Origin of the sequence: Thioalkalivibrio nitratireducens DSM 14787, assembly GCF_000321415.2 — a bacterium.
Lineage (GTDB): Bacteria > Pseudomonadota > Gammaproteobacteria > Ectothiorhodospirales > Ectothiorhodospiraceae > Thioalkalivibrio > Thioalkalivibrio nitratireducens.
This window is the reverse complement of record NC_019902.2, coordinates 962,212-986,628: the sequence shown is the minus strand read 5'-3', so window position 1 is coordinate 986,628 and position 24,417 is coordinate 962,212. Positions and strand designations below refer to the sequence as shown.

Here is a 24,417-nt window from a genome sequence, read left to right as displayed (position 1 = left end):
CTTTTCCACAGTACCTGTGGATAACTCTGTGGAAGAGTTGTCGCCAATCCCCTGCAGCCCCTATGGCTGCTCGACTGGAATCAAACTGGCCAAAACTTGACCAAAATACGCAAGTAACTGTTTTTTCGTTAATTCAAAGGCCTCTAATGCTGCTCTGCGAAAACCACCGGCGACCCTTACTGCAGATCCACAAGTGACTCCGAGGATGTGCATAAACAGGAATTGCAAGCCCCGGAAACCGGCATCTTTCCGAACGAAGAACAGCCGATATGTGCCGATTACGCGGCCCCGCGATTCGCGGCTACCCCACCGCTCAAAGCCCGAGTGCGCGCAGCGCGAAGAAACGCTTCAGCAGGTCTCTACGGTCGGTCTGCCGCACACCGGCCGCCCTCAGTGCGGTCACGACCGGCTGGCGCGACCCGAACAACCAGCGCAGGCCTTCCATCGCCCGCAGCATCGTCTCGTTCTCGAGACGCCGGCTGCGGGTATATTCGCGCAGCGCATCGGTGCCGGCCGGATCGCCACCGGCTTCGTTGGGCAGCGCCTCGAGCAGCGCCTGCACGTCGGCGAACCCCAGGTTCAGCCCCTGTCCGGCCAGCGGATGGATGGTATGAGCGGCGTCGCCGACCAGCACCAGTCGCCCGCGTGCATAGTCCTGCGCCTGCCGGCCCACCAGCGGGAACAGGTGGCGTGGCGACACCGACTCGATCGTCCCGAGCCGCCCGCCGAACGCGTCTTCCAGCGCCCGGGCGAAGGCGTCGTCGTCGAGCGCCATTACCGCCTCCGCCGCGTAGTCAGGCTGGGACCAGACGATCGAGCAGCGACCATCGGCCAGTGGCAGGAACGCGACGATCGCGTCGTGATCAAAGCGCTGCCACGCGGTGTCTTCGTGCGCGAACCGGGTACCCACCGTCGCGACCACACCGCTGGCGTGGTACGGCGTGCGGCGCACCGCAATCCCGGCGCGGGTCCGCAACGGCGACTCGCCACCGTCGGCGGCCACCAGCAGACGCGTTCTCAGCACGTCGCCCCCCTGCAGGTGCAGGTCGACCCGGTCCGGGCGCCAATCGATGGCCCGCCAACGCGTCTCGGCACGCAGATCAGCCCCGTTGGCCTCAAGCGCCTCCCAGAGGCTCGTTTCCAGCGCCAGCAGTTCTACCGTCCACCCGAGCGCGGGCACGCCGAGATCGTCGGCATCGAAGCGGATCGCCGCGGTACTGTGCGCATCCCAGACCTCCATCCGGTAGAAGGCATGCCCGCGCCGGTCCAGCACCGCCCGCGCAACGCCGAGATCCTCAAGCAGGCGCATCGAGGCCGCGTTCAGGGTCGCGACCCGGGTCACCGGAGTCCCCCGGGGGAACCGGGGCCGCGGCTTGCGCTCGACCAGCGCCACCCGCCAGCCGGCCTGCAGCAGCCCGAGGGCGGTAGCGGCACCCGCGGCGCCACCACCAACCACCACACAATCGAATTCCCCGCTGCGCCCAATCATGCCGGCGCCCCGCGCGAACGACCGGTCGCTCCGCGCCGCGCCGCCGCCTTCCGCGCCGCAGGCAACGCGCGCAGGAGATGACGCGGCTGCGGTTGCAGGCCCATCGCCTGGGCGGCGAAGAATCGCCGCAACGGTTCCAGGCGGTCCAGCGCCAACATGCCGGCCCCGAGGACATGTGGCATCAGCCCCCCGTCCGCCAGCATGCCACGAGCCAGGAAATCGGTGGCAGCGGCTACCCGGTCGATGTCCGACTCGCGTGCGGCGGCGTAGGCCGCAAGCACCTCGCGGGCACCCGGGTCATCCGCGCGCAGGATCCCGGCAGCCAGTGTGGCGACGTCGCGCAGCGAAAGGTTCAATCCCTGCCCGGCAACCGGGTGCAGTCCGTGGGCCACATTGCCCACCAGGGCCAGGCGTTCAGCGTACAGCGACCGGGCCCGCACCTGCTCGAGCAAAAAGCGGCCGACCCGACCGGCCGCCTGCAGGCGCCCGAGGCGCCAGCCAAAATGCCCCTGCAATTCCGCGACGCGCTCGAACTCGGAAAGGGCCTGACGCCGGTCACAGACGTCGGTGGGCGCCACCCAGATGACGTTCATCCGATCGTCGGACTGCGGCAGCAGGGCCAGCGGCCCCTCGGGCGTGAAGCGTTCAAAGGCGCGCCCCTGGTGCGCACGCGCCGGCCGCACGTCGAACACGAGTGCATCGGCATCGTAGCGTCGGCGCAGCACGTCGATTCCGGCGGCGGCGCGCGCGGCCGAACGGATGCCGTCGGCCGCCACAATCAGGCGGGCGCTGATGCGCTGATCACCATCGGCGCCGGCCACCACGGCCTGCCGGCGTCCCCGCTGAGCCGGCGCAAGACTCTCGAACCGGGTCTCTTCCAGCAAGCGGACACCGGCTCGGGCCAGTTCACCGGCCAGAACCGCGTCGATGCGAGCGGCGGGCACGACCTGCCCCAGCGCCGAAACTCCCTGGCTGTCGGCGTCCATCGACACGGTGCCCAGAGTGCCCTGGCGGCTGACGTGGACCTCGCGGATCGGCGTCGCGAACGGCTTCAGCGCCGCCCAATAGCCGAGATCCTCGAACAGTGTCACCGAGCCTGCGGACAGCGCGTATCCCCGGGTGTCCGGGTTCGAACCGGCGTCCGGGCGCAGCCGCCCGCGCTCGGCGAGCAGTACACTGCGACCGGCGCGCGCGAGGATGCAGGCGAGCAGCGCCCCGACCGGACCCGCACCCACCACCAGCACGTCGCTGCGCAGCATGCCTGCAGCCATCAGCGCATGCCGGGGCCGGCCGCTGCCGGGGCGGCCGCGCAGCAGGCCTCGACCGCAGCCACCGTCTTCGGGCAATCGGCACTCAGCACCTCGTGCCCGGACCGGGTGATCGCGACGTCGTCCTCGATGCGGATGCCGATGCCGCGGAACCGCTTCGGTGCACTGGCGCGCGGGCCGAAATACAGGCCCGGTTCCACCGTCAGCACCATGCCGGGTTCGAGCAGACGCCAGGCCTCGCCGATCCGGTAATCCCCGACGTCGTGCACGTCGAGCCCCAGCCAATGCCCGGTCCGGTGCATGTAATACGGCTTGTAGGCCTCCTTGCGAATCAGGTCTGCGGGCCGGCCCTTGAGCACGCCGAGCGCCTTCAGGCCGCGGGTAAGCACGCCCACCGCCGCGTCGTGCGGATCGTTCCAGTGGTTGCCGGGAACCGCCTTCGCGATCGCGGCGGCCTGGGCCTCCAGCACCAGTTCGTAGACTTCGCGCTGGGCGGAGGTGAACTGTCCCGATACCGGGAAAGTGCGGGTGATGTCCGACGCGTACCCCTGGTACTCGCAGCCGGCATCAATCAGCAGCAGGTTCCCGTCGCGCAGCGTGGAACGGTTCTCGACATAGTGCAGGATGCAGCCGTTCTCCCCGCCGCCCACGATCGAGTGATAGGCCGGTTCTGCTCCGTGGCGGCGGAACTCGTGCAGCAGTTCGGCCTCGACCTCGTACTCGGCCATCCCGGGCCGGCAGGCCTGCATCGCCCGGACATGCGCACCCGAGGAGATGTCCGCCGCATGGCGCATCATCCGGATCTCGCTGGCCTGCTTGAACAGCCGCTGCTCGTGCAGATGGTGCTCGAGCGCGACGAATTCGCGCGGTGCCCGTACCCCCGCACGCACCTTCGCGCGGACCTGGTTGACCCAGCCGAACAGGCGCTGATCCAGCGCCTCGCTGTGGCCGAAGGGCGCGCACAACGTGATCCGGTTTTCCATCAGCCCCGGCAGAATCTCGTCCACGTCGCCGATCGGGAACGCGCAGTCGGCGCCGTAGCCGGAAACCGCCCCGTCGGGCCCCGCCCGGCGACCGTTCCAGGTCTCCATGTCCGGATCACGGTCACGGCAGAACAGTACATATTCCCCGGCCTCGCGCCCCGGCACCAGCACCGCAATCGCCTCCGGCTCGGGGAACCCGGTCAGATAGAGGAAATCGCTGTCCTGCCGAAACGCGTATTCGACGTCGCGGTTGCGCAGACGCTCAGTGGCCGCCGGGATGACCGCGATTGCCTGGTCTCCGAGTGCGCGCATCAGGCGCTGGCGGCGACGGACGAAGTCCTTCGAAGGGATCTGCGGTGTCTTCATTGCATCGGAATCCGAGTCCGAGGTGCGGCAGGGGCGAACTCGTCGGCCAGCAGCATGACCCCCACGCGCACGTATTCAGCAAGTTCCGCCAGCGCCTGCTCGTGCTCCTCGGTGGCGTCGGGCTCCGGAGCAATGCGCGCGATCTCGGCAAAATCCCGGAGCAGCTCGGCCGCCTGCGGCGAAGGCGCCTGTCCGGTGGGTCGCGGCGTCTGTCCGAAACCGCCGAGAAAGCCATCGACCCATTCGCCCAGCGCCCGGGTACGCACCTCCAGCTCGGCGTCGTCACCCGGTAGCATCGGCTCGAAACTCAGTTCGGCGTCGTTGAACGCGCGCAGCAGATCGAGCCGCAGGGCTTCCACCGCTCGCGGCAGTAGCCCTGCCGCAGCCGTGCTCAAAGACTGCGCCTCCCCCAGCGCCCGCTCGAGCGTCGTACCCGTCGCCCCGGGGTCGGCAACCAGACATCCGGTCAGCAGACCATGAGCGGTCGGTGCCGAGCACGGCAATCCCGCAGACCGGAGCAGTTGTTCCAGCCCGTCCAGGTCGGACTCCCGCGGCGCGGTCATTCAGAAGGCCTCCAGACGTGCTTCGTAGGGAAACAGCAGCAAGCGGTAAATTCGCTCGCCGAACTGCATGTGCGCAAATTCGGGTTCACCAAGCCGGATCTCCGAACTGCCGCTCGCGGAGACTGCCCGCAATCCGAAATGGCGGCCCTGGATCAGATCCTCCAGCAGGCGCTCGAGTTCATCGCGTGCAATGCTGCCGGTGTTATCCACGATGCGGCAAGGCCTGCCATTGTGTGCGATGGCATCGATCACGGTGGCTCCGGGGCCTGGCGGCGGTATCTCGGTCATCCTGCGGCCGTGTTCCGGGTTCGCTGACCCGTCGTGTCATTGTCGCTGGCACGCCGGGTACCCGCAACTTGGCCATCACCCGCGAACGCCGCGATCCCGACCGTGCATGCACGCGGTTCTTCGCGGAATCCGCGAGCCTGTTGGCATTTGCCGCAATCCCAGTTGACGCTCCGCCGCCGCCGCTCCTAGACTCGCGGTACTGCAAGCCTCCTCAAGCAAAGCCACCCAACCGAGGGCCGGGAACACATCATGGACACCACCCATCCCACCGAGGTGGACACCGCCGTTGATCGGCTCGAGAAGGCCGTTGCCCTGCTCGCCGACCGCTACGAAGCGCTATACGAGGAAAATCAGCTCCTGCACGAGCAACTGCGGCAGTTGCGCGCAGAACGCTCGGCCGCCAAGGAACGCACCGAACAGGTCCGGCACCGGGTCGAGGGCATGATCTCGCGCCTGCGTACCATGGAGCATCCCGAATGAACCGTCCTGCCGAACCGGTCCGCGTGAGCATCCTGGGCAAAGAATACCAGGTCGCCTGCCCCCCCGAAGAACGCGCCGATCTCTACGCCTCCGCCAGCCTCCTCGACGAGCGCATGCGCGCCGTACGGGATGCTGGCCGGGTGGTCGGCGCCGACCGCATCGCGGTGATGGTTGCGCTGAACCTCGCACACGAAATGCTCCAGTGCCGCCGTGACCTCGAGCGCTTGGAGACGCGGACCCCGGAACGCCTGAAGGCACTGGCCGAGGCGGTCGAGAAAAGACTGGGGGACACTGCACGAAACGGCACGAATGGTTCATAATGCGTACTCGGGCGTGTTCCTGCGGCGTTCGTGAATGGCCTGGTGGTACCCTTGAGCCTAATCGTCAACCACGGGAATCAGGCACTTTCGGGTGGTTGTGCATGTCCGCCTTGAGCGGAAAGCCTGTAAACCCGCAGTCCTTTCCCACCTGAACCACTGGTTCAAGGTCGATGGCCACCACGGCGCACGCGGTGCACGCCCCCCCGAATTCGGATCTCCCGCCCGCTCCCATCGAAACCCGGGAGGGCGCGGATTCGATCCGCCGTCGGCTGCGCCGCGAGCGCGCGGCGCTGTCCGATGCCTGCCTTCGGGAACATTCCCGGTCGATCTGCGAACATGCCCGTCGCTGCCTGCGCTGGCTGCGACCGGGCACACTCGCCGGCTATTTCGGCATTCGCGGCGAGATCGACCTGACCCCACTGCTAATCCAGCAGGCAAGGGCCGGCGTGCGCATTGCGATGCCCGTGCTCGACCGCCACCGTACCGGCCGCATGCATTTCCGCAGCTGGCATCCCGGCGAGGCGCTCTGCCGCAACGCATTCGCCATCCCGGAGCCTTGCCCGGCGGCGCGGCGCATCTGGCGTCGGGAAATCACTGCGGTGCTGGTGCCGCTGGTGGCCTTCGACGCGCAGGGACATCGCATCGGCATGGGTGGCGGTTACTACGACCGCTACTTCGCCCGCCGCCGCCTCGGCCAGAGCCGCCGGCCGCGGCTGATCGGCGTCGCCCACGACTTCCAGCAGGTCGCCGGCATCGCAGCGCAACCCTGGGACGTCCGGCTCGACGGCGTGATTACCGAATCCGGCTGGCAGTTCTTCTCAGCGGACTGAATCACGCCGATTTTCGTCTCGCCGCGCGCGGATTTCGCCCCCATCCCGGCGGTTTCTGGTAGACCATCGACCCGGATACCATGACTTCCCCGCCACCCACAGCGACCGAGGAAACCCGATGGGCTACTGGCTGATGAAGTCCGAACCCGATGTCTTTGGCATCGACGACCTGGAACGCGTCGGCGTGGAGCCCTGGGAAGGCGTACGCAACTACCAGGCGCGCAACATGATGCGCGACGAGATGAAAACGGGCGACCTGGCCTTCTTCTACCACTCGAATACCACGGTTCCCGGCATCGTCGGCGTACTGCGGATCCACCGCGAAGGCTACCCGGACGACGCTGCATTCGATCCGGATCACAAGTACTACGACCCGAAGAGCGACCCCGACAACCCGCGCTGGTACCGGGTCGATGTCGCGTTCGAGGAGAAATTTTCCGAAGTGATTCCGCTGTCCTGGCTGAAGCAGCAACCCGAGCTCTCCGACAGTCCGCTGGTACGCAAGGGCAACCGCCTGTCGATCCTGCCCATCACCGAGGCTCAGTGGCGGTTCATCATGGACCATGCTCACCGCCGGTAGACCGGACCAGCCGCAGCGTGCCAGAACGCCCTGGCGCAATCCGAAACCGGGCTCCCCGGAATCCAGGCGCCGGATGATGGCGACCACCCTTTTCTACCTCCCGCACATCCCCCACGCCCAGCGGTTGCGGCTGGCGCTGGGCGCAAAGCGATTGAACCCCGCACTCCGCCGGCTGGACTGGTTCGACGACGAGACTTTTTTCGAGCTGGGGATCGCCCGTCAACCCTGCGTGCTCCAGACCCCCGATGGCCGCGTGCATACCGACAGCGCGGAGGTGCTGGCCGCCATCGACGACTTGTTCCCTGACTCTCCCCCGCTGCGGGAAGGACTGATCACCGAGGCTGCCTGGGCCGCGCTGCTGGACTGGCGGCAGTGGGTGGACACAATCCTCGAACGCCTGTACGCACCGCTGGCTCCGGGCTTCCACGGCATCGGCGACCAACCCGACGCGATGGCGGACTTCAGGGCATGGACACGGCATCGACTCGGCGCGGGGCTGGAGGAACTGGCAAACGACCGGTATGCGGGCTACGCCCGCTTCGCCCGACTGAGCCGGCTGTCCGAACTTGCCCGGCACCTGGCGCGCGAACGCTTCTACCTCGGCCGGCTCAGCGTCGCGGATTGCCTGCTGGCCGCCGACCTGTATCCGCTGCAGATGCACGATGGCATCCACCTGCCGATCAATCTGCTGTACTACCTGAACCGGGTCGAGGAGGCCTGCGGAGTCCGGCTCGACCACGACCGGATCGCAGCGTGAACCCCGACCCCATCGACCGGAGGCAGCAACACGATGACCCTGGAACGACTCCTTGCCTACCTCGACCGGCACCTCGATCACCGCTTCCTGGACGGTGGCGCCGCCGCCACTCTGGCGAAGGCCCGCGCGGGCACGCACTGCGACCCGATTGCCGCCGAGATCCTGGCGGCGCTGATGGACGGGGCTGGCGCCGACAGCCCGGGTACCGAACTCGACCGTGCCTCGGCGGTGAAGGCGATCGGGCCGATACGCCTGAAGTACATGCACGACGACGCCCCGGTCGAGGGCTTTCGACTGGTCGAGAAGACCGTCGTGACCATCGACGCCGCCTACAACGAAGAGGCCCTGGCCGCCAGGAAACACTGAGAGCCCCCTGCCGTCGAGCACAGCCACTTGAATCACTGTCGGACGTTGTGCCTTCGGCACAACCTACGGCAACTGCGGTAGGGCGGAAAAGGCCGAAGGCCGTCATCCGCCGAACGGCGTCCGCGCCGCAGGATGGCGGATGGCAACTTCGTTCTTCCGCCCAGGTCACCCCGAGACGGGAGCAGCGGGTTCTTTCATGCTCACGCCCGCGGCGCTACGCGCCTGCGCCGGCAGCCAGTTCGCCGGGGCCGGCACCGGGTGCGGGGAGCACCAGTCGGAACGCCGTGCCTTGCGGACCCGAATCGACGAGGGTCAGGTCGCCGCCATTGTTGCGGGCAAGTTCCCACGCGATCGCCAGCCCCAGTCCCCCGGTCTTGCCGGCCACCGGCGACTTTTCAGCGAACAGACAGGGAAGCATGGCTTCCGGCAGACCCGGCCCGTTATCCCGTACCACGATGGTCGTCCAATCGTTACCGCTGTTTCCGGTCAGCAGGATTCGGGTGCTGCCGGCCCCGATGGCATTGCGGATCAGGTTCATCAGGATGCGGAAGATCTGGTCGTAATCGGCGTCCAGCTCCATGGTTTCCACATCCGGGGCCTCCAGCCGTACCGCCGCGACCTCTTCCGGCCCGGCGGCTGCGTGTAGCTCGGAGACCAGATCGCCCAGCGTGAAGCGTTCGCGCCTGGGCTTCGGCTCGCTGGCGCTGCCGGCCTCCAGGGTTCGCTCACACATACCCAGGGCGCGATCCACGGAGCGGGCAATGATCTCGGCGCTCTGCCTGACCAGGGGATCCTCGTGCCGTCGCAGGCGATCGCTCATCAGCCGCGAGGCCACCATCGTGTTACGCAGGTCGTGAGTCACCTTGCGGATGGAACGACCGAGCTCCGCGAGTTCCGCATCCCGGCGGTCGTGCACAATCGCCAGCACGAACGGGCGGCCGGCGATCCGCACCAGCGTCGCGCGCACCTGGGCGGGAATGAGTCCGCCGCTCTTGACGCGGCAGGCGAGGTCGTCCGCGACCCATCGGCCTTTGTGCTTCACCGCGGACAGGAACGCATCCAGCCGGGGAATCTCGTGCGGATGGATATCCGCCGGCGTAAGGGCTGCGAGTTCATCAGCGCTGTAACCCAGGAACAGGCAGGCCGCATGGTTCGCACCAACGATCGCTCCCTGTTCGGGGTCGATCAGCAGTGCCGGGTCGTAGAGCTCCTCGAACAACTGCGCCACGGCGTCGGTTGTGTTCACGCTGAGAGACTGGCTGGAAAGCGAGTCGATGAGGATCATTGAGCGCCGGCCGGTTTCGAGGCGGGCCCAGCGTAACCCCGACCCCGAATCCGCGTCCAGCAGGCCACCGCGCCGCGGCGCCAGCGGGCCATCCTGCGCGCAGACCCGATGGCCGGATCAGCAACACCCGTACGCCATCCGGCACAAACAGGAACACGGTGTGGCCACCGCCGCTGTGCGCCAGCGGGACTGCGTTGCCATCGCAACGCAGTCAGCGGTATTCCGGGTCGATCCGGGTGCGCGCCAGGTTGTTCGCATAAGTGGCCAGGGTGAAGGCAGCGACCACGGCGATGATCTCGAGCAGCTCCTCGAACGCCAGCCCCCGTTCCTTCAACAGCGCCACTTCTGCCTGTCCCAGGCACCCCGACTCGGCCACCAGGCGCCGTGTCGCAGCCACCAGCAGACGATGACGTGGATGGTCGGGTTCGAACCCATGCAGCACGGCCTCGATGCTGCTGTCATCGACCCCGCACGCGCGTGCCTCCTTCGTCATCACGCCCCGGCAGTAGTTGCACTTGTTGTGCATGGCGACTTCGAGAGCCACTACTGCCTGCTCGTCCCGCGCAAGGCACCCATGCCGTTCCAGCGTTTGCTCGAAATACACGAAGGCGTCCAGCGCGACCGTGCTGCGCGCGAGCATCCGATACAGGTTGGGTACGGTATCGTCGAAGACGTCGGCCACCTCCCGCAGGATCTCGTACGGTTTTCTCTCAGCCACGTTACAAGCCTCCAGCGCATCGAGCCCTCGCCCTGAAGCGTCGCCCAAACGCGGCAACCACGCCATCGGTAAAAACCGCTAGCCCGTCCAGCACCGGACACCAGATGCCGCGTCGCGATCCGCGTGGCGCGTGGGCTCACGCAGTCGTCAGGGGCCGGTCCTCGTGGCGGGGTTGCGTTGCTCGCCGGCCCCGGCGGTCAGCAGGCGCAGGATCAGTAGCGCGAAGTCGCGCTGATGTTCGGGACTGTCCAGCACCTGCATCGAGAGTTTTTCGTGGTCGGTCATCGCGTCGAGCACGGTGTCGGTAACGCGTTTCGGGAACAGGCCATGCATCACCTGGTCCGGGCTGTGGTTCTCGACCTGGGCCATCACGGCGTCGTCGCGGCGGATGCGGTCGGCGATGCCGTTGGCGAACTGGAGCTTGTCTGCGTCGCTGACTTCGGCGCCGAACAGTTCGTTGAGCTGGTCGATGATCTCGGAAAGGCGTTTCTTTTCCGGGTCGTGGGGCTTGCCGGAACCGACGTCGGTGACGGGCTTCAGCCCGCTGTAGTCTCCGCCCTCCTCCGCCAGATTCAGACGATGTTCGGCGCGCTTGTTCAGCCGGTAGTGGGTCAGCTCGAGTTCGTCGACGTCGATCGGGTCTTCTTCCAGGTTCTCGATGCGCAGCAGCGGGTGCAGCGCACGGGCGTACACGCAGAGCTGTTCCAGCTCGCGGTCGTCGAAGTCGACGATCTGTGACAGGAACTCGTAGCTGCGCACGAAGCTCTGCAGGTTCTTCCGAAACAGGTCGAGCTCGTCTCGGGTGGTGTGGGCGTCCTTCAGCTCCTGTTCGGCGCGGTGGAGGCCGGCCTTGTCGCCGTTGCGCTCGGCGAGCGCCTGCGCGGCCTTCCAGGCCTGGATCCGTTCCAGCACGGCCTTGTACCGGGTCGTATAGCGTTCCTTTGCCGGCTGGCAGTAGTAGCTGAGTTGGCTGGCGCCGGCCTTTGGATCGAAGAAGGCGCGCGCGAAGTTCTCGACCTCGTCCCAGTGGTAGATGCCGGCGGCGTCGAGGCTCTTCTGCAGGTCGTACACGACATTGGGGTCGGAGACATCGGCCAGCTCGGCCTTGTTGTAGTACGGGCGGAAGGCCGCGAGAACGTCTTCTGCGTCGTTGAAGAAGTCGAGGACGAAGGTATTCTCCTTGCCCGGAAAGATGCGGTTCAGGCGCGAGAGGGTCTGCACGCAGTCGACGCCCTGGAGTTTCTTGTCCACGTACATCGCGCAGAGCCTGGGCTGGTCGAACCCGGTCTGGAACTTGTTGGCGACGATCATCACGTTGAATTCGGCGGTATCGAACGCCTCGGCCAGGTCGCGGCCCTTCAGCCCCGGGTTCAACAGCGCGCTGGTCTCGGTCACCTCCTCGGGGATCACGTCGTCCGGCAGTACGGTGCCGGAGAAGGCAACCAGCGCGTGGATGCCCGGGTAGCCCCGGTCCTGAATGTACTCGCGCATCGCCAGCATGTAGCGCACCGCCTCCTGGCGGCTGCCGGTCACCACCATCGCCTTCGCCTGGCCGTCCAGCAGATGGCGCACGTTGGCGCGGAAGTGCTCGACGATCACCTCGACCCTTTGCGCGATGTTGTACGGGTGCAGGCGCACCCAGCGGGCGATCCTGGTCGACGCCTTGCGCGACTCGACCTCCTGGTCGTCGCCGTGCGGGTGCGCCAGCTTCCAGGCGGTCGAGTACGTAGTGTAGTTCTTCAATACGTCGAGGATGAAGCCTTCCTCGATCGCCTGACGCATGGAGTACAGGTGGAACGGCTCGGGCTTGTTGTCCTTTGATGCCGGCCGCTCCGGGTTCGGCGGGCGGCCGAACAGCTCCAGCGTCTTCGCCTTGGGCGTGGCGGTAAAGGCGTAGTAGCTGATGCGCTCGGCCGGCTTGCGCGCGGCCACGGCTGCGTCAAGCAGCTCCTCGGCGCTGATCTCCTCGTCCTCCGGCATGTCGGTGCCGAGGATCGCTTTCAGCTTGGTGGCGGAGGAGCCGGTCTGCGAGGAATGCGCCTCGTCGGCGATCACCGCGTAGCGCCCGGCGGCCAGGTCAGGGCGCCTGTCCAGCGCGTCGAACAGCGCCGGGAAGGTCTGGATGGTCACGATAATGATGCGCGTCTGCTCGGCCAGCGCCCCGGCCAGTTGCTCCGACTTACTCTGGCTGCCGACATCGCGGGTGATCGGCCGCACCACGCCGTGGGCGTGGTCGAACTGGTAGATCGTGTCCTGGAGCTGGCTGTCCAGCACCGTGCGGTCGGTGACGACCACCACCGAGTTGAACAGCTTGCCGCCCGCGTCGTCGTACAGCGCGGCGAGCTGGTGCGCGATCCAGGCGATGGAGTTGGACTTGCCGGAACCGGCGCTGTGCTGGATCAGGTAGCGCTGCCCCGCGCCTTCCTCGCGCGTCGCCTCGATCAGGCGGTTCACCACGTCCCACTGGTGGAAGCGCGGGAAGATCAATGCCTCCTTCTTGCGGCGCTTGCCGTGGAAGTCCTCCTCGGTCTTCTGCTCCAAATGCAGAAAGCGGCCGGTGATCCGGAGCCAGGCATCCGGCTGGAACACGCGCTGCCACAGGTAGCCGGTCGCGTAGCTGTCCCGGTCCGGTGGTGTGGGGTTGCCGGCGCCGCCGTCCTCGGTGCCCTGGTTGAACGGCAGAAAGACCGTATCCTTGCCGTTCAGGCGGGTGGTCATCGCCACCTCGTCCTGGCTGACCGCAAAGTGCACCAGCGCCCCGCGCCTGAAGGTCAGCAGCGGTTCCAGCTTGCGGGTGACCGGATCCTTCACCGGGCGGTCGAGCCGGTACTGGCGCTTCGCGTTCTCCACCGACTGCTTGAACTCGCTCTTCAGCTCCAGCGTGGCGGTGGGGATGCCGTTGACGAACAGCACCAGATCCAGCCGCGGGTTGTACTCGCCGCTGCGCGCATGCGGCGAGTACGAGACCTCCGGCACCACCCGCAGGCGGTTGGCACGGTAGCGCGCCACGGACTCGGGGTTCATCTCGTGGTCGGGCCGGAAGCTGCACAGTTCCAGCTTCACCCCCGGCGTCTTCACCCCGTGGCGCAGCACCTCCAGCGTGCCGCCACGCTCCAGCTCGCGCGTGACCGCGCGCACCAGGGCCTTCTGCGGATCCTGCGGGTTCTTGGCGGCGAACTTCTCCCAGCGCTGCGGCCACGCCTCCTGCAGGTAGGCGACGAGATCCTCGGTGTACAGCGCATCGGCGGCGTCATAGCCGCTGGCCGGAGCGGTCAACCAGCCATCGGCGGTCATCGCGTCGATGATGTCCTGCTGAAACCGGGCTTCCCTGCTGTCCGCCATCATGCACCCCGTTCAATCTGCCCCTGTGATCAACCGGCAGCAGTCACAGCGGTTCTCGCGTCTTCTGGAATCGCGGATCGAAAAGACGCAATCGGTGAGGCGCCTCGGCGAACCCGCCGGGGCCTTTTGTTTTCCGGCCCCCACACTCCCCCGGCCCGCTCAACCGGCCTCGCGTTCCCAGGCGTAACGCACCTTCAAATCGTTCATCTGGTGCCACTGCAGCAGCCCTTCCTTTTGCAGCCGGCCGACCACAATACCCGGGGCGATGCCGATTTTACGCGCAAATTGCACCACGGCGGCCGGCGACAAACTGGAGCCTGTCAGCTCGCGCCAGCTGGCCGGCGGAATCAGGTGATTCTCGGCAAAGGTGTCGGCTTCGCGTTCTTCCTTGCCATCGAGCTCGCCTTCCATGTCCACGAAGGCCACGCGCTTGCCGTGCAGCAGCAGATGAGCGGCCTCATGAAAGAACGAAAACCAGAGATGGTCGTTGGACTTGTGCCGCAGACTCAGTGCAATCAGTGCCTTGTCGGGACTCAGCCAGCGCGCGGCACCACTGACCGGGCAGCCCCGGGGCGCCTCGACAAACACGACGGCAACCCCGGCCCTGCGACACTGTTCCACCAGCGAGGGCACAAAGGCCTCCGGGCTGGATTCGCTGGTCAGCGCCCGCGCGTGTTCGAGCGCCGCCTCGAACCGTTTCCGATCGAAGGGTTCGCACTCGATCCTGGCCGCCAGCCGCTCCGCCTGACGGAACCACGCCCCTACCGCCGGCCCCTTGCGCTCGAAGGTCGGCGACGCCCGGAACGCCGCAGCCCCCGTGGCGTAGCGCTCGCGCCAGGCATCCACCGAGGCCACCCCAAAGAATGCGAGGCACTCCGCCACCTGCTGACCCTTGTTGGAAAAGCGCCGGATCCAGCCGAGCCGGACCATCTCGCCCACCGGTAACTCCTGCAGCCAGGAGGCCTGCGTCGCCAGAGCCTTCAGCTCCTGCTGCCGCGTCAGCGCCTCGCGATATTGCGCCTCGCGTTCCAGCCAGAAACGCGCGTTACCGCCCAGCACCCGTTCCAGACGCAGCGCGGTCTCTTCGGTCAGCGGCACCTTCCCCTTGATGAGCTGGTTGACGTGCTTGGGACTGTAATCCATCCGCTGAGCGAACTCGCGCTGCGCCCAGCCCTGCTCTTCCAGCAGGTCGGCGATGGTCTCTCCGGGCGGAGAGACCCAGTCCGGCACTCTGGCCTGCGCAAATTCAGTCATGGTAATCACCAATCCATACAACAACGACGCGATCCACCGCCGCCCACGCGATCCCGCCGTCCGGCATCCGCGGCCAGGGTTGCTCCGCGGGCTCGAAACACAGCCGGACCTTCTTGTTCAGAGATACGGCGAACCAGCCCTCGCGGTCGCCCTTCAACGGGTGCGGATGCCCGGCCACCAACTCGGTCGGATTGCTCACAGCGAACAAATCCGCCAGACGAGCGCGCAGCTTGCGTGCGCAGTCGTGTCCGAGTTCCTTCCGCGCCTTGCGTTCCTGCAAGCACAGGGCCTCCAGTCGCGCGTCCTTGTATTCGAGTTCCACGCCGGGATCCGTCCTTGATCATAGACATGTTTACCCATTCGGTAAACCATTTTAAGCGGCTAAAGCCGCGATTCGCTCGTTCGTTCTCGTTTTCCGCCACCCCCTTGTGCCACGGACCCAGCTAGTGCGTGCCGCCCCGGGTGTTACCGTCGAACGGCCTGTTGGCGGCTTCCGCCTGGAGGCGCTCGACCAGCCACAGCTTGATGATGGACTGGCGGGTCACGCCAATGCGCGCCGCCTCACGATCCAGCGACTCCACCACCCAGGCGGGAAGGTCGACGTTGATGCGCTTCTGTTCCTGATTGACGCGACGCGCCGACGCGAGGTCGAGCTCGCCCACGATGTCTTCCTGCCCGTCGTCGAATTTCTTGTCGAAGTCTTCAGCTTTCATAGAGCTCAACCTCCTTCCTGCGGGAGCACCTGACGGACATCCGGCGAACGCGGCTTTCCCCTGCAGGTAACGGCAGCCGCGCCGTTGCCCATTATTGCTCTTCAGGGCTCGCGGCCACGCTCACTACCTGGTCCTGCCATTCGCCGTAGGTCTGGCCGGTCTCTTCGTGTTTCCATTCGGTGCGGCCGTTGGCCGCCCGTCCCACCACCATGGCCGCGGCGGCGCTGGGGCTGGAAAACGCGTAGTCGCGGGAGAATCGCAGCAGGCCGCTACCATCCTCGACCAGTACGCCCTCCTCGCGCAGTTGCTGGTGCAGGCGCTGGTAGTGGTGCCCCGGAGCGACCCACTCCGCCCGGGCCTGCGACCCTTCCAGCACGAAGAACTCGCCCTCAGCGTCCTGTCCGTGGGCCGTGATGCCGTATTTCGGGAAGCTCAGGCGGAATCGCGGCGAGGCCGCCGCTTCGCCACCGTCACCGGCGACGCCTTCCACCGCCTCGCGGGAGGGCGTGCGGCTGGCGTCGCGCAGGAACTCGAAGCCGAGCACCGGGAGTACCGTGCGGATCTGTTCCAGGAAGAAGGCCATGTCGGCCTGATCCGCCTCGGGCAGACCAATGTAGTCGTGGCGGGTGCCGTTGAGCAAGATGCAGCGGCCGACGCGATGGGCCTGCTGGATCAGCAGGCTCTCCAGGTACTTCACGTGAGCCTTGGTCAGGTTCTGGTCCTTGCTCGTGATCAGGCAGACCTTCTCCCAGAAGTCCTTACCGCCCTGCTCCTCGGTGCGGTTGTGCTGCTTGAGCCGCTTGGCGACATCATCCGACTCACCGATGTACACCTGCGGGCGGGCGCTGTTCTCCGCATCCGGTCCCACCAGAAAGTACACGCCGGTGCGCCCGCACTCGGGCCGCTGCACCAGCTCGCTCAACTTGCCGCGCGGCCCGGTGAGCACATGCCCGGTCCAGTTCATGATCTCCGCCGTCAGCAGCCCGTGCGGCGTGCCGTCGACCAGGAACAGGCGGATGCTGCGCCCCTGAGTCATGCCGCACCGCCCTGCGCCGAATACCCGGCCGGCTCCTCGGCAGCCATCGCCAGCTCCGGCTCTTGCGTCTCGAGCCCGGCCAACCAGCCGCGAACGTCGATCTTGCCGGTGACGGCTGCGGAGATGAGTGCGGAGCGCCGTTCTTCAAGGGCACCTATCAATTCCACTACATCAGTTTCAAGTCGGTCGAGATCGGCCAGCACTCTGTGTAGATACGACGCTATTTCGCCCTGCTCTTCGACTGGAGGGAGAAGGCAGAAGCTATCACCTATCCGATCCTGCCCAATGTTTGGGTCTTTCCTTGAGCTCTCGGCCCCCACCATCCAGTAAGGGCGGTAGAATTGGAGATACCGATGCAGGTAGCTTGCGAGATGTTTTTTGCTAGGTAGAAATGCGCACAAAGCCTGATTTATTGCGGCATCAAAACCAAGCAGACCATTCTTTCCTATCGTCCCATCTCCCCCATACATAGCGATAAGGACAGACCCTTTCGGCACGACTCTGCAGGATGTTTCTATTAACGCCTTTTCCGTTACCGATACTTTATACTCAGCAATCACGCCATCGTTTAGATCCAGACTCCTTAGCCATGGAATATCTCCACCGAAATATTCTTCGTAGCGCGATGAAGAGGGCGTCCCTCCACTAGTAGTAAAAAAGTGCCACTTTATTTTCCCGACCCTCCAATGTGCCGGCACCTCACCCAGCCATTCGACGCCGGAGTCCTTCATGGGCACGTTGGGGTCGAGGCCCTTGGTGACGGCGTGGGAGATTACCGCCAGCCGCTTCTCCTTCAGCAGCTCGATCAGCCGCCGCTGCTCCTCGATCAGCGCATCGATCTTCCCGGTCTCGTGGTCGAGGAACGCGGCGATTTCATCCTGCTCATCGCGAGGAGGCCAGGCGATGGCGAACTCGCGGAGAAAATCGTCCGGAACGCGCTTTTGCCCGCCAGCCCCGTACATATGGGATTCGCCTAGCCAGCGGAATGGCTCCGAAGTGACGACACGGAACAGATAGGTACTCGTGGTGACCGGGCCCCGTGGCCGAAGCACGGTCAGTTCTGTCGTGCCAAGCCCGACTCCATTGGTCAGGCCGCGCATGATGGCGGCCTTACCGTTCTCGAAGCAGGGAGTGATCTTCGCCACAGCCACGTCGCCTTCTCGGACGTAGGTGTAACCGTCAATCACATCCTGCAGCGCACGGGTCTGGTCGAGGACCAGGGAACCATCGTCTCCCACGGACTCCATCGGGATGAAACTTACCGGCGTCTCTGCCGGCAAGGATCGAATCTCGGATTTCGACGGGTTCAACTGCGCCACGTAACGCAGCCTCTTCACCTCCCAATGCGCCGGCACCTCGCCCAGCCATTCGACGCCGGAGTCCTTGTATCGCGGGTAACGGGGAAAGGTCATCGGTCTATCCCGCCCAGCTCACAGAGGCGGCGCCCCAGTTCGCTCCAGCCTTCGGAATTCGAGAGATCGAGATTGTCGGCTGACTCGTCGCCAGTACTCAGGTCCAGCCCATGCCACTCTCCGATCTGCCGGTCCAGATCAATGTCGAGGGTGATCTCGCGATCACCGGATCGCCATTCGAGCTGAACGCCGCCTTCGGCCGTCGGATAAATCCAGGGCATGGGGAGTTCATCGGGGTAGTACGTCTCGAATTGCCGTGTCAGCCAGCTGAGCCCCGAAGCAGATGGCGCCCGCCCGTGTGTGCCATCCAGCCATCCATGCGACAAGGAACGAAACGGGCTGAAGGCTTCCCAGTAACGACCGGGCGGTCGGCTGGAAGAGACCGTCATGACCAAATCCTCCGGACACAAAAAAACCCGCCGATTTGTGCGTACCCGAAAACGGGCATAGGCATGGCAGGTGTGTTGCATAACAACTCCTGATTATCACGGAAGCTCCGCAAGCTGGACTGGGCCATCTTCGAAACCAGCGTCATCGCGAGGAGCGAAGCGACGTGGCGATCCAGAGGGCGATGCCGCCCCCGCGCCGCCTGGATTGCCGCGCTTCGCTCGCAATGACGACCGACGCGGAGAGGTATCGCGCTGGCTGAGGAGGTGTCGTGATAATCAGGTAACAACTGACACGCGCTACACCGAGTCGTCAACTGCTCAGCGCGCCGGCTAATCGCTGACTGGCTCCGGATTGCCGCCCTCACCCCGACAGCTCCTCGATCATCTGCTTGATGCGGGTGGTGACAGCCTTCAGGTCGGCGTCGATCTCTTCCAGCGGGCGTGGGGGCTGGAACACGTAGAAGTGGCGGTTGAAGGGGATTTCGAAGCCGACGATGCCGATCTCGCCGTCCTGTTCGTCGCGTTTGTCCTGGTCGATCCAGGCATCCGGTACGTGCGGCTTCACCTCGCGCTCGAAATATTCGAACACGTCCTCGCCCAGCGGGACGTTCTCGGTGTCGCGCAGGTCGCTGTCCGGTTCCGGGGTGCCCTTCTTGTCGGTGCAGATGTCGGCTTCGGGGTCGCGCTCGCTCAGGGCGGTCCACAGCGCCTTCAGCGCGGGTGCGGGCAGTTTCACGTCCAGCGCCTGCAACTGGGCGGTCAATTCGCTCAGGAAGGCCTCGCGGTGGGTGTACACGCGCTCGGCGTCCAGCCGTTCGCAGGCGGCCTGCACGCCCAGGCGCGTGGTCGCGCCGAGCTTCTGGATCGGCTTTTCGGCCAGCATGCGTTCGATGCGCTCGGGGCTGGCCTGGAAGTTCAGGCGCAGCGGCCGCTCAACCGTGATGCGGCGGTAGCCGAAGGCATCGACGGGGAAGATCTTGCTGTTGTCGCTCTCCCCGAACGCGCCGTAGCTGCGCACGATCGCGTCGATATTGGCGTCGTCGATGTACTGGCGCTTGGAGCCGAGCGACTTGCGCATCTTCGCGTAGCGTTGGGTGGCGTCGATGAGCTGTACACGGCCACGGCGCTCGGCCGGCTTGCGGTTGTTCAGCAGCCAGATGTAGGTGGCGATGCCGGTGTTGTAGAACATGTCGGTGGGCAGGCCGATGATGGCCTCGACCATGTCGTGCTGCAGCAGGTAGCGGCGGATTTCGGACTCGCCGCTGCCGGCGCCGCCGGTGAACAGCGGCGAGCCGTTGAGGACGATGCCGATGCGCGAGCCACCCTCGCGCGGGTCGCGCATCTTGCTGACCAGGTGCAGCAGGAACAGCAGCGAGCCGTCGGACACGCGCGGCAGGCCGGGGCCGAAGCGGCCGTTGAAGCCCTGGTGCTGGTGCTCGTCGGTCACCTGCCTCTGGACCTTCTTCCACTCGACGCCGAACGGCGGATTGGCGAGCATGTAGTCGAAATGTTCTCCCGCGTGCTGGTCGTCGGAGAGGGTGTTGCCGAGCCTGATGTTCTCGACTTTCTGGCCCTTGATCAGCATGTCCGCCTTGCAGATGGCGTAGGACTCGGGGTTCAGCTCCTGCCCGTGCAGCGACACGCTCACGCCCTGGCTGATCTGCTGGATGTACTCGTCGCTCTCGGAGAGAAAGCCGCCGGTGCCGGCGGCCGGATCGTACACGGTGACGATGCCGTGCGGCTTGAGCTTGTGATCCTGCCCGGTGAGTACCAGCGAGGTGGTCAGGTGCACCACGTCGCGCGGGGTGAAGTGTTCGCCGGCGGTTTCGTTCGAGCTTTCCGCGAACTTGCGGATCAGTTCCTCGAACACCAGCCCCATGCCGAAGTTGGACAGCCGCGCCGGACGCAGGTCGATCGCGGCGAAGCGCTGCACGACCTGGTACAGCAGGTTGTTGCTGGCGAGCTGCTCGACGTAGTCCTCGAAGTGAAAGTGGTCGAAGATCTCGCGAGCATGACTGCTGAACGCCTCGATGTAGCTCATCAGGTCTTCGCCCGGCTGCGTATCCGACAGACTGGCCAGCGACAGCGGCGATGTATTGAAGAACGGCTGATCGGCCGCGCGCAGCAACAGCAACTCGCGCAGGGAATCCGACTTGCCTGCATGCTCCCGGGCCTCCGCGAGCACCGCGTCCTTGGTCGGCTCCAGCACGCACTCGAGCCGCCGCAGCAGCGTGAACGGCAGGATCACCCGCCCGTACTGCGACTGCTTGAAGTCCCCCCGCAGCAGATCGGCCACCGACCAGATCCACGCCGCGGTCTCCGAATGGTTCTCCGTGTTCAAGCCCTGCTCCCCTGTTCGTTCTTCACTGTGCCCAAACCACGAACCCGCGACGCACTACCGCGTCGCCGTTCAGGCTCCGAGGTGGGCGGTCCTTTCCAGACGTTTTCCGAAGCGAGTCGAAATCCAGGCCTTGCAGGTTTACCTCGGGGCGACACTGACCACCGCGTGCGGGTGCCACCGAGCCTGGCGTGCCCCCGATCGCGCGTCGGAACGGCCGGTTGATCCTGCGCGGGCGTTACCGTCCCGATGCGGCGAGGTTCCAACGGGCCGACGGCGACGTTTCCGGCCCGACCGTTGGCGGGGCACCAACCGCCCCCGCTACGGCCGGAAACCCCGGATCAGCGGCTGGAAGGCGGCAGGCGCGCCCCCGCCGGCGCCAAGCTGTTCGAGACCGGTGCCGGACCTGACGTAGTACCGCGGTGCGCCGAAGCCCTCGCCGGCAGGAAGGTGGCCCGGCGATCCATCGCGGGCATCCCTCGAACACATCAGCGCAGGAACAGGGGGTAGGCCGGGTTGTCGGACTCGTCCCACCACGCATACCCTAGCTCGTCCAGGAAGCGCCGGAAGCGTTCGCCATCAGCTTCGGGCACCTGCATGCCGACCAGCACGCGGCCATAGGCGGCACCGTGGTTGCGGTAATGGAACAGGCTGATGTTCCAGTTCGCCCCCATCCGGGTCAGGAAGTTCAGCAATGCCCCAGGGCGCTCCGGAAATTCGAAACGGTACAGCGTCTCGTTGTCCACATGGCTGCCGTGGCCGCCGACCATGTGCCGCAGGTGCAGCTTCGCGACTTCGTTGTCGGTCATGTCGAGAATCGGGTAGCCATCCGCGCGCAGCCGGTCCAGCACCTCCTGTTTCTCGGCGTCTCCGCGCTCCAGCTTCAGGCCCACGAACACCTGCGCCTCGTTGTCGTCGGAATAGCGGTAGTTGAACTCGGTAATGCCGCGCCGGCCGATCGCCTTGCAGAATCGGCGGAAGCTGCCCGGCCTTTCGGGAATGGTGACCGCGAACACGGCCTCGCGATGCTCGCCGATCTCGGCCCGCTCCGCCACGTGGCGCAGGCGGTCGAAGTTGATGTTCGCACCGCTCAGCACCGCCGCGAGCCGCGCGTCCTTCAGTCCTTCCCGCTCGACGTATTTCTTCAGGCCGGCGACGGACAATGCCCCGGCCGGCTCCGCGAGCACGCGGGTATCATCGAACACGTCCTTGATCGCCGCGCAGATCTCGTCGGTGTCGACCAGCAGAACCTCGTCCACGTGCTCGCGTGCCAGCCGGAAGGTCTCCTCGCCGACCTGCCGCACCGCGGCACCATCGGCGAAAATGCCGACCTGGTCCAGCGTCACGCGGTAGTCCTGGCGCAGCGCCTCATACATCGACGGCGCGTCCTCGGGCTCGACGCCGATGACCCGGATATCCGGTCGCAACCGTTTGATGTACACGGCCATTCCAGCCACGAGCCCGCCGCCGCCCACGCAGACGAACACCGCGTCCAACGGATCGGGATGCTGGCGCAGCAGTTCCATCGCGACCGTGCCCTGACCGGCGATCACCGCCGGGTCATCGAAAGGATGGATGAACGTGTAGCCGTGCTTCTCCTGCAGCATCCGGGCATGGGCCGAAGCGTCGTCGAAGGAGTCGCCGTGCAGCACCGTCTTGCCACCCAGGCGCCGCACCGCATCGACCTTGATGCCGGGCGTGGTCACCGGCATCACGATCACCGCCTTGATCCCGAGACGAGACGCGGCCAGCGCGACGCCCTGCGCGTGGTTTCCGGCCGATGCGGCGATCACGCCGCGCGCCCGCTGCTCGCCGGACAGCTGCGCGATACGGTTGTACGCCCCGCGGAGCTTGAACGAGAAGACCGGCTGCAGATCCTCGCGCTTGAGAAAGACCGACGATCCGATGCGCTCGGACAGACCGGGCATCCGGTCCAGGGGCGTTTCCCGCGCGACGTCATACACCCGCGCGGTGAGGATGCGTTCCAGATAAGGGTATGTCATCGACATCACGATACCATGCGGCAGCCGCCGGCCAGTACCGCTTGCCGGCGCCCTTGGACAGGAGCAGGCCCGCTGGGTATGCTCGTTCGGTTCGAACGACCTCCGGATGGGACCATGACACAGGACGAAATGAAAAAGGCCGTCGCCGAAGCGGCCGTCGAGTTCGTGCAGGGTGGCTGGGTGGTGGGCGTGGGCACCGGTTCCACGGCCAACCACTTCATCGACGTACTCGCACGCATGAAGGGCAAGATCGACGGCGCGGTCGCCTCCAGCGAGGCCAGCGCCGAACGCCTGCGCGGGCACGGAATCGAGGTGCTGGACCTGAACAGCACGGGCCCGCTGCCGATTTACGTCGACGGCGCCGACGAGGCCACGCGCCACCTGCACCTGACCAAGGGCGGCGGCGGCGCGCTCACGCGCGAGAAGATCGTCGCGGCGGCTTCGGATCAGTTCGTCTGCGTGATCGACGAGACCAAGCAGGTCGACTACCTCGGAGCATTCCCGCTGCCGGTCGAGGTGATCCCGATGGCCCGCAGCCATGTCGCCCGCATACTCGCCGGCATGGGGGGCAACCCGGTTCTGCGCGAAGGCTTCCGCACCGACAACGGCAACGTAATCCTCGACGTGCACGACCTGCGGATCATGAACCCGGTGGAACTCGAGAGCGAAATCGACCACATCGCCGGCGTGGTCAGCAACGGCCTGTTCGCGCGCCGGCCGGCCGACGTGCTGCTGGTCGGGACCCCGTCCGGGGTACAGACGATCACCGGCTGAACTTGCGCCCGCCGCGATCCGGCGTTTGCGCTTACAACCATCCCGCGTCGGCCGCGTCGGCACGGCCGCAATCGGTCTGATCGTCCCAGGTCAACGACCTGTAATCGAAGTCGCCCTCCAGCAACGGCTTCACGACCATGAAATACGGCGACAGATCGAAGTCCCGCGGCGCGAACAGGCTGTGATGGCGTATGTGCAGGATCTCGCGCACCCCCTGCCCGCAACGTCTTCGATCCTCGTCGTCGAGGATCTCGATGCGCGGCAGGATCGGGTAGCGCACGCTCTGGAACGCCTGGGCGATCAGCGTGGTGCAGATGGCCCGGGTGGGGTCGCCGCTGCCCAGGGCGAGCATCTTCCGGCGCATGAACGTCGGCACCGGCGGAATCGGCAACAAATAGCGCGCAAGATCGACAATGTTCTTCAGGTCGTACGCGAGCCCCAGCCGCGCAACCGCGTACTGGACCACCGCCTCGCGGTCCTCGGGGCGCAGGCCGACCGGCCGGCAGATGCGGGTATTGAGATGCTTGTAAGTTCCCAGCGGAACGGCGATCACCCCGCGCTGGAGGTCGGCCTCGATCAGGGTGGGCGCGGTCTCGGGATCGAGCCCCTGGCCCATCACGTCCCCCACGTACAACGCCGCGTGCGACCACGTCGACTGGGTCAGGTACTTGATCGCGGTGCTGACCCGCGTATCGCCCTCGACCAGCAGCACGTCCGCCGGCTGCAGTACCCGATGGATCTGTTCCGAAGAGATGCTGGTGAAAGGCACATGCCGGCTCAGGGGCTGGTTCAGATAGCTCGCAAGCCAGCGGCCAACGGTTCGAAGCGGGTTTTTCATGGCTCGACCTCTTCAGAGCTTCCAC

The 24,417-nt window shown here is 66.0% G+C and carries 24 protein-coding genes and 1 other RNA gene; 8 read left to right on the top strand and 17 right to left on the bottom strand.

Annotated features, from left to right (window positions below):
- Positions 1–313 precede the first annotated feature (313 nt).
- The 5 genes from TVNIR_RS04935 to TVNIR_RS04915 are packed head-to-tail and all read right to left on the bottom strand — an operon-like array spanning position 314 to position 4,957.
- Positions 314–1,489 (bottom strand): FAD-dependent oxidoreductase, encoded by a 1,176-nt coding sequence (locus tag TVNIR_RS04935; RefSeq protein WP_043739338.1) that lies wholly within the window; start codon positions 1,487–1,489, stop codon positions 314–316.
- Positions 1,486–2,760: an FAD-dependent monooxygenase gene (locus TVNIR_RS04930; protein WP_157092193.1), complete on the bottom strand. Its 1,275-nt coding sequence runs from the start codon at positions 2,758–2,760 to the stop codon at positions 1,486–1,488. The genes TVNIR_RS04935 and TVNIR_RS04930 overlap by 4 nt, the downstream gene beginning before the upstream one ends.
- Positions 2,760–4,106, bottom strand: coding sequence for a Xaa-Pro aminopeptidase (gene pepP / locus TVNIR_RS04925; RefSeq protein WP_015257885.1), 1,347 nt, complete (start codon positions 4,104–4,106; stop codon positions 2,760–2,762). Before pepP ends, TVNIR_RS04930 begins: the two co-directional genes overlap by 1 nt.
- Positions 4,103–4,669 (bottom strand): UPF0149 family protein, encoded by a 567-nt coding sequence (locus tag TVNIR_RS04920; RefSeq protein WP_015257884.1) that lies wholly within the window; start codon positions 4,667–4,669, stop codon positions 4,103–4,105. The genes pepP and TVNIR_RS04920 overlap by 4 nt, the downstream gene beginning before the upstream one ends.
- Entirely contained in the window at positions 4,670–4,957 is a 288-nt protein-coding gene (locus tag TVNIR_RS04915) for a hypothetical protein (RefSeq protein ID WP_015257883.1), read from the bottom strand.
- A 249-nt stretch (positions 4,958–5,206) separates the two neighbouring features.
- Between TVNIR_RS04915 and TVNIR_RS04910 the strand changes: the two genes are divergently transcribed.
- From TVNIR_RS04910 to TVNIR_RS04885, 7 genes are all read left to right on the top strand, one after another.
- Positions 5,207–5,437 (top strand): hypothetical protein, encoded by a 231-nt coding sequence (locus TVNIR_RS04910; RefSeq protein WP_015257882.1) that lies wholly within the window; start codon positions 5,207–5,209, stop codon positions 5,435–5,437.
- Positions 5,434–5,757 (top strand): cell division protein ZapA, encoded by a 324-nt coding sequence (locus tag TVNIR_RS04905; protein ID WP_015257881.1) that lies wholly within the window; start codon positions 5,434–5,436, stop codon positions 5,755–5,757. The genes TVNIR_RS04910 and TVNIR_RS04905 overlap by 4 nt, the downstream gene beginning before the upstream one ends.
- A 13-nt stretch (positions 5,758–5,770) precedes the next feature.
- A non-coding RNA gene (gene ssrS / locus TVNIR_RS18780) (6S RNA) lies at positions 5,771–5,956 on the top strand.
- A 31-nt stretch (positions 5,957–5,987) separates the two neighbouring features.
- On the top strand, positions 5,988–6,587 hold the full coding sequence (locus tag TVNIR_RS04900) for a 5-formyltetrahydrofolate cyclo-ligase (protein ID WP_157092334.1): 600 nt from the start codon (positions 5,988–5,990) through the stop codon (positions 6,585–6,587).
- 118 nt (positions 6,588–6,705) lie between these two features.
- Entirely contained in the window at positions 6,706–7,167 is a 462-nt protein-coding gene (locus TVNIR_RS04895; RefSeq protein ID WP_015257879.1) for an EVE domain-containing protein, read from the top strand.
- 73 nt (positions 7,168–7,240) lie between these two features.
- Positions 7,241–7,924, top strand: a complete 684-nt coding sequence (locus tag TVNIR_RS04890; RefSeq protein WP_015257878.1) for a glutathione S-transferase family protein — start codon at positions 7,241–7,243, stop codon at positions 7,922–7,924.
- Between the two features lie 33 nt (positions 7,925–7,957).
- A complete protein-coding gene (locus tag TVNIR_RS04885; RefSeq protein WP_015257877.1) occupies positions 7,958–8,290 on the top strand; it encodes a hypothetical protein in 333 nt (110 codons plus the stop codon).
- A gap of 214 nt (positions 8,291–8,504) precedes the next feature.
- On the opposite strand, the gene TVNIR_RS04880 is transcribed toward TVNIR_RS04885, so the two are convergent.
- The 11 genes from TVNIR_RS04880 to ilvA all read right to left on the bottom strand — a co-directional run bounded on the left by TVNIR_RS04880 (position 8,505) and on the right by ilvA (position 22,780).
- On the bottom strand, positions 8,505–9,536 hold the full coding sequence (locus tag TVNIR_RS04880; RefSeq protein ID WP_237251750.1) for an ATP-binding protein: 1,032 nt from the start codon (positions 9,534–9,536) through the stop codon (positions 8,505–8,507).
- 250 nt (positions 9,537–9,786) lie between these two features.
- Positions 9,787–10,293, bottom strand: a complete 507-nt coding sequence (locus tag TVNIR_RS04875) for a carboxymuconolactone decarboxylase family protein (RefSeq protein ID WP_015257875.1) — start codon at positions 10,291–10,293, stop codon at positions 9,787–9,789.
- 147 nt (positions 10,294–10,440) lie between these two features.
- Complete coding sequence (locus TVNIR_RS04870; RefSeq protein WP_211263179.1) at positions 10,441–13,635, bottom strand: type I restriction endonuclease subunit R; 3,195 nt, start codon at positions 13,633–13,635, stop codon at positions 10,441–10,443.
- Between the two features lie 159 nt (positions 13,636–13,794).
- Positions 13,795–14,889 carry a helix-turn-helix domain-containing protein gene (locus tag TVNIR_RS04865; RefSeq protein ID WP_043739334.1) on the bottom strand — a complete coding sequence of 365 codons (1,095 nt, stop codon included), beginning with the start codon at positions 14,887–14,889 and terminating at the stop codon, positions 13,795–13,797.
- Positions 14,882–15,211 (bottom strand): type II toxin-antitoxin system RelE/ParE family toxin, encoded by a 330-nt coding sequence (locus TVNIR_RS04860; RefSeq protein WP_015257872.1) that lies wholly within the window; start codon positions 15,209–15,211, stop codon positions 14,882–14,884. The genes TVNIR_RS04865 and TVNIR_RS04860 overlap by 8 nt, the downstream gene beginning before the upstream one ends.
- 121 nt (positions 15,212–15,332) lie before the next feature.
- Entirely contained in the window at positions 15,333–15,602 is a 270-nt protein-coding gene (brnA, locus tag TVNIR_RS04855) for a type II toxin-antitoxin system BrnA family antitoxin (RefSeq protein WP_015257871.1), read from the bottom strand.
- Between the two features lie 91 nt (positions 15,603–15,693).
- Positions 15,694–16,638: a GIY-YIG nuclease family protein gene (locus tag TVNIR_RS04850; protein ID WP_015257870.1), complete on the bottom strand. Its 945-nt coding sequence runs from the start codon at positions 16,636–16,638 to the stop codon at positions 15,694–15,696.
- Positions 16,635–18,050 carry a restriction endonuclease subunit S gene (locus TVNIR_RS04845; protein ID WP_015257869.1) on the bottom strand — a complete coding sequence of 472 codons (1,416 nt, stop codon included), beginning with the start codon at positions 18,048–18,050 and terminating at the stop codon, positions 16,635–16,637. Before TVNIR_RS04845 ends, TVNIR_RS04850 begins: the two co-directional genes overlap by 4 nt.
- Positions 18,047–18,439, bottom strand: a complete 393-nt coding sequence (locus tag TVNIR_RS19645) for a hypothetical protein (RefSeq protein ID WP_157092192.1) — start codon at positions 18,437–18,439, stop codon at positions 18,047–18,049. The genes TVNIR_RS04845 and TVNIR_RS19645 overlap by 4 nt, the downstream gene beginning before the upstream one ends.
- A gap of 361 nt (positions 18,440–18,800) precedes the next feature.
- Positions 18,801–20,780: a type I restriction-modification system subunit M gene (locus tag TVNIR_RS04835; RefSeq protein ID WP_015257866.1), complete on the bottom strand. Its 1,980-nt coding sequence runs from the start codon at positions 20,778–20,780 to the stop codon at positions 18,801–18,803.
- A gap of 485 nt (positions 20,781–21,265) precedes the next feature.
- A complete protein-coding gene (gene ilvA, locus TVNIR_RS04830; protein WP_043740226.1) occupies positions 21,266–22,780 on the bottom strand; it encodes a threonine ammonia-lyase, biosynthetic in 1,515 nt (504 codons plus the stop codon).
- Between the two features lie 114 nt (positions 22,781–22,894).
- Here ilvA and rpiA point away from each other — a divergent pair, with 114 nt between their 5' ends.
- Positions 22,895–23,554 (top strand): ribose-5-phosphate isomerase RpiA, encoded by a 660-nt coding sequence (gene rpiA / locus TVNIR_RS04825; RefSeq protein WP_015257863.1) that lies wholly within the window; start codon positions 22,895–22,897, stop codon positions 23,552–23,554.
- 31 nt (positions 23,555–23,585) lie between these two features.
- Here rpiA and TVNIR_RS04820 read toward each other — a convergent pair whose 3' ends face one another.
- Entirely contained in the window at positions 23,586–24,392 is an 807-nt protein-coding gene (locus tag TVNIR_RS04820) for a C40 family peptidase (RefSeq protein WP_015257862.1), read from the bottom strand.
- Positions 24,393–24,417 lie beyond the last annotated feature (25 nt).

Bases quoted from the DNA above. Each gene is read 5' to 3' on its own strand.
- TVNIR_RS04905 (WP_015257881.1), top strand. From the start codon at position 5,434: ATGAACCGTCCTGCCGAACCGGTCCGCGTGAGCATCCTGGGCAAAGAA.
- brnA (WP_015257871.1), bottom strand. From the start codon at position 15,602: ATGAAAGCTGAAGACTTCGACAAGAAATTCGACGACGGGCAGGAAGAC.
- TVNIR_RS04910 (WP_015257882.1), top strand. From the start codon at position 5,207: ATGGACACCACCCATCCCACCGAGGTGGACACCGCCGTTGATCGGCTC.
- TVNIR_RS04885 (WP_015257877.1), top strand. From the start codon at position 7,958: ATGACCCTGGAACGACTCCTTGCCTACCTCGACCGGCACCTCGATCAC.
- TVNIR_RS19645 (WP_157092192.1), bottom strand. From the start codon at position 18,439: ATGACGGTCTCTTCCAGCCGACCGCCCGGTCGTTACTGGGAAGCCTTC.
- TVNIR_RS04930 (WP_157092193.1), bottom strand. From the start codon at position 2,760: ATGGCTGCAGGCATGCTGCGCAGCGACGTGCTGGTGGTGGGTGCGGGT.
- TVNIR_RS04850 (WP_015257870.1), bottom strand. From the start codon at position 16,638: ATGACTCAGGGGCGCAGCATCCGCCTGTTCCTGGTCGACGGCACGCCG.
- ilvA (WP_043740226.1), bottom strand. From the start codon at position 22,780: ATGACATACCCTTATCTGGAACGCATCCTCACCGCGCGGGTGTATGAC.
- pepP (WP_015257885.1), bottom strand. From the start codon at position 4,106: ATGAAGACACCGCAGATCCCTTCGAAGGACTTCGTCCGTCGCCGCCAG.
- TVNIR_RS04870 (WP_211263179.1), bottom strand. From the start codon at position 13,635: ATGGCGGACAGCAGGGAAGCCCGGTTTCAGCAGGACATCATCGACGCG.
- TVNIR_RS04845 (WP_015257869.1), bottom strand. From the start codon at position 18,050: ATGACCTTTCCCCGTTACCCGCGATACAAGGACTCCGGCGTCGAATGG.
- TVNIR_RS04895 (WP_015257879.1), top strand. From the start codon at position 6,706: ATGGGCTACTGGCTGATGAAGTCCGAACCCGATGTCTTTGGCATCGAC.
- TVNIR_RS04915 (WP_015257883.1), bottom strand. From the start codon at position 4,957: ATGACCGAGATACCGCCGCCAGGCCCCGGAGCCACCGTGATCGATGCC.
- TVNIR_RS04865 (WP_043739334.1), bottom strand. From the start codon at position 14,889: ATGACTGAATTTGCGCAGGCCAGAGTGCCGGACTGGGTCTCTCCGCCC.
- TVNIR_RS04920 (WP_015257884.1), bottom strand. From the start codon at position 4,669: ATGACCGCGCCGCGGGAGTCCGACCTGGACGGGCTGGAACAACTGCTC.
- TVNIR_RS04890 (WP_015257878.1), top strand. From the start codon at position 7,241: ATGATGGCGACCACCCTTTTCTACCTCCCGCACATCCCCCACGCCCAG.
- TVNIR_RS04935 (WP_043739338.1), bottom strand. From the start codon at position 1,489: ATGATTGGGCGCAGCGGGGAATTCGATTGTGTGGTGGTTGGTGGTGGC.
- TVNIR_RS04820 (WP_015257862.1), bottom strand. From the start codon at position 24,392: ATGAAAAACCCGCTTCGAACCGTTGGCCGCTGGCTTGCGAGCTATCTG.
- rpiA (WP_015257863.1), top strand. From the start codon at position 22,895: ATGACACAGGACGAAATGAAAAAGGCCGTCGCCGAAGCGGCCGTCGAG.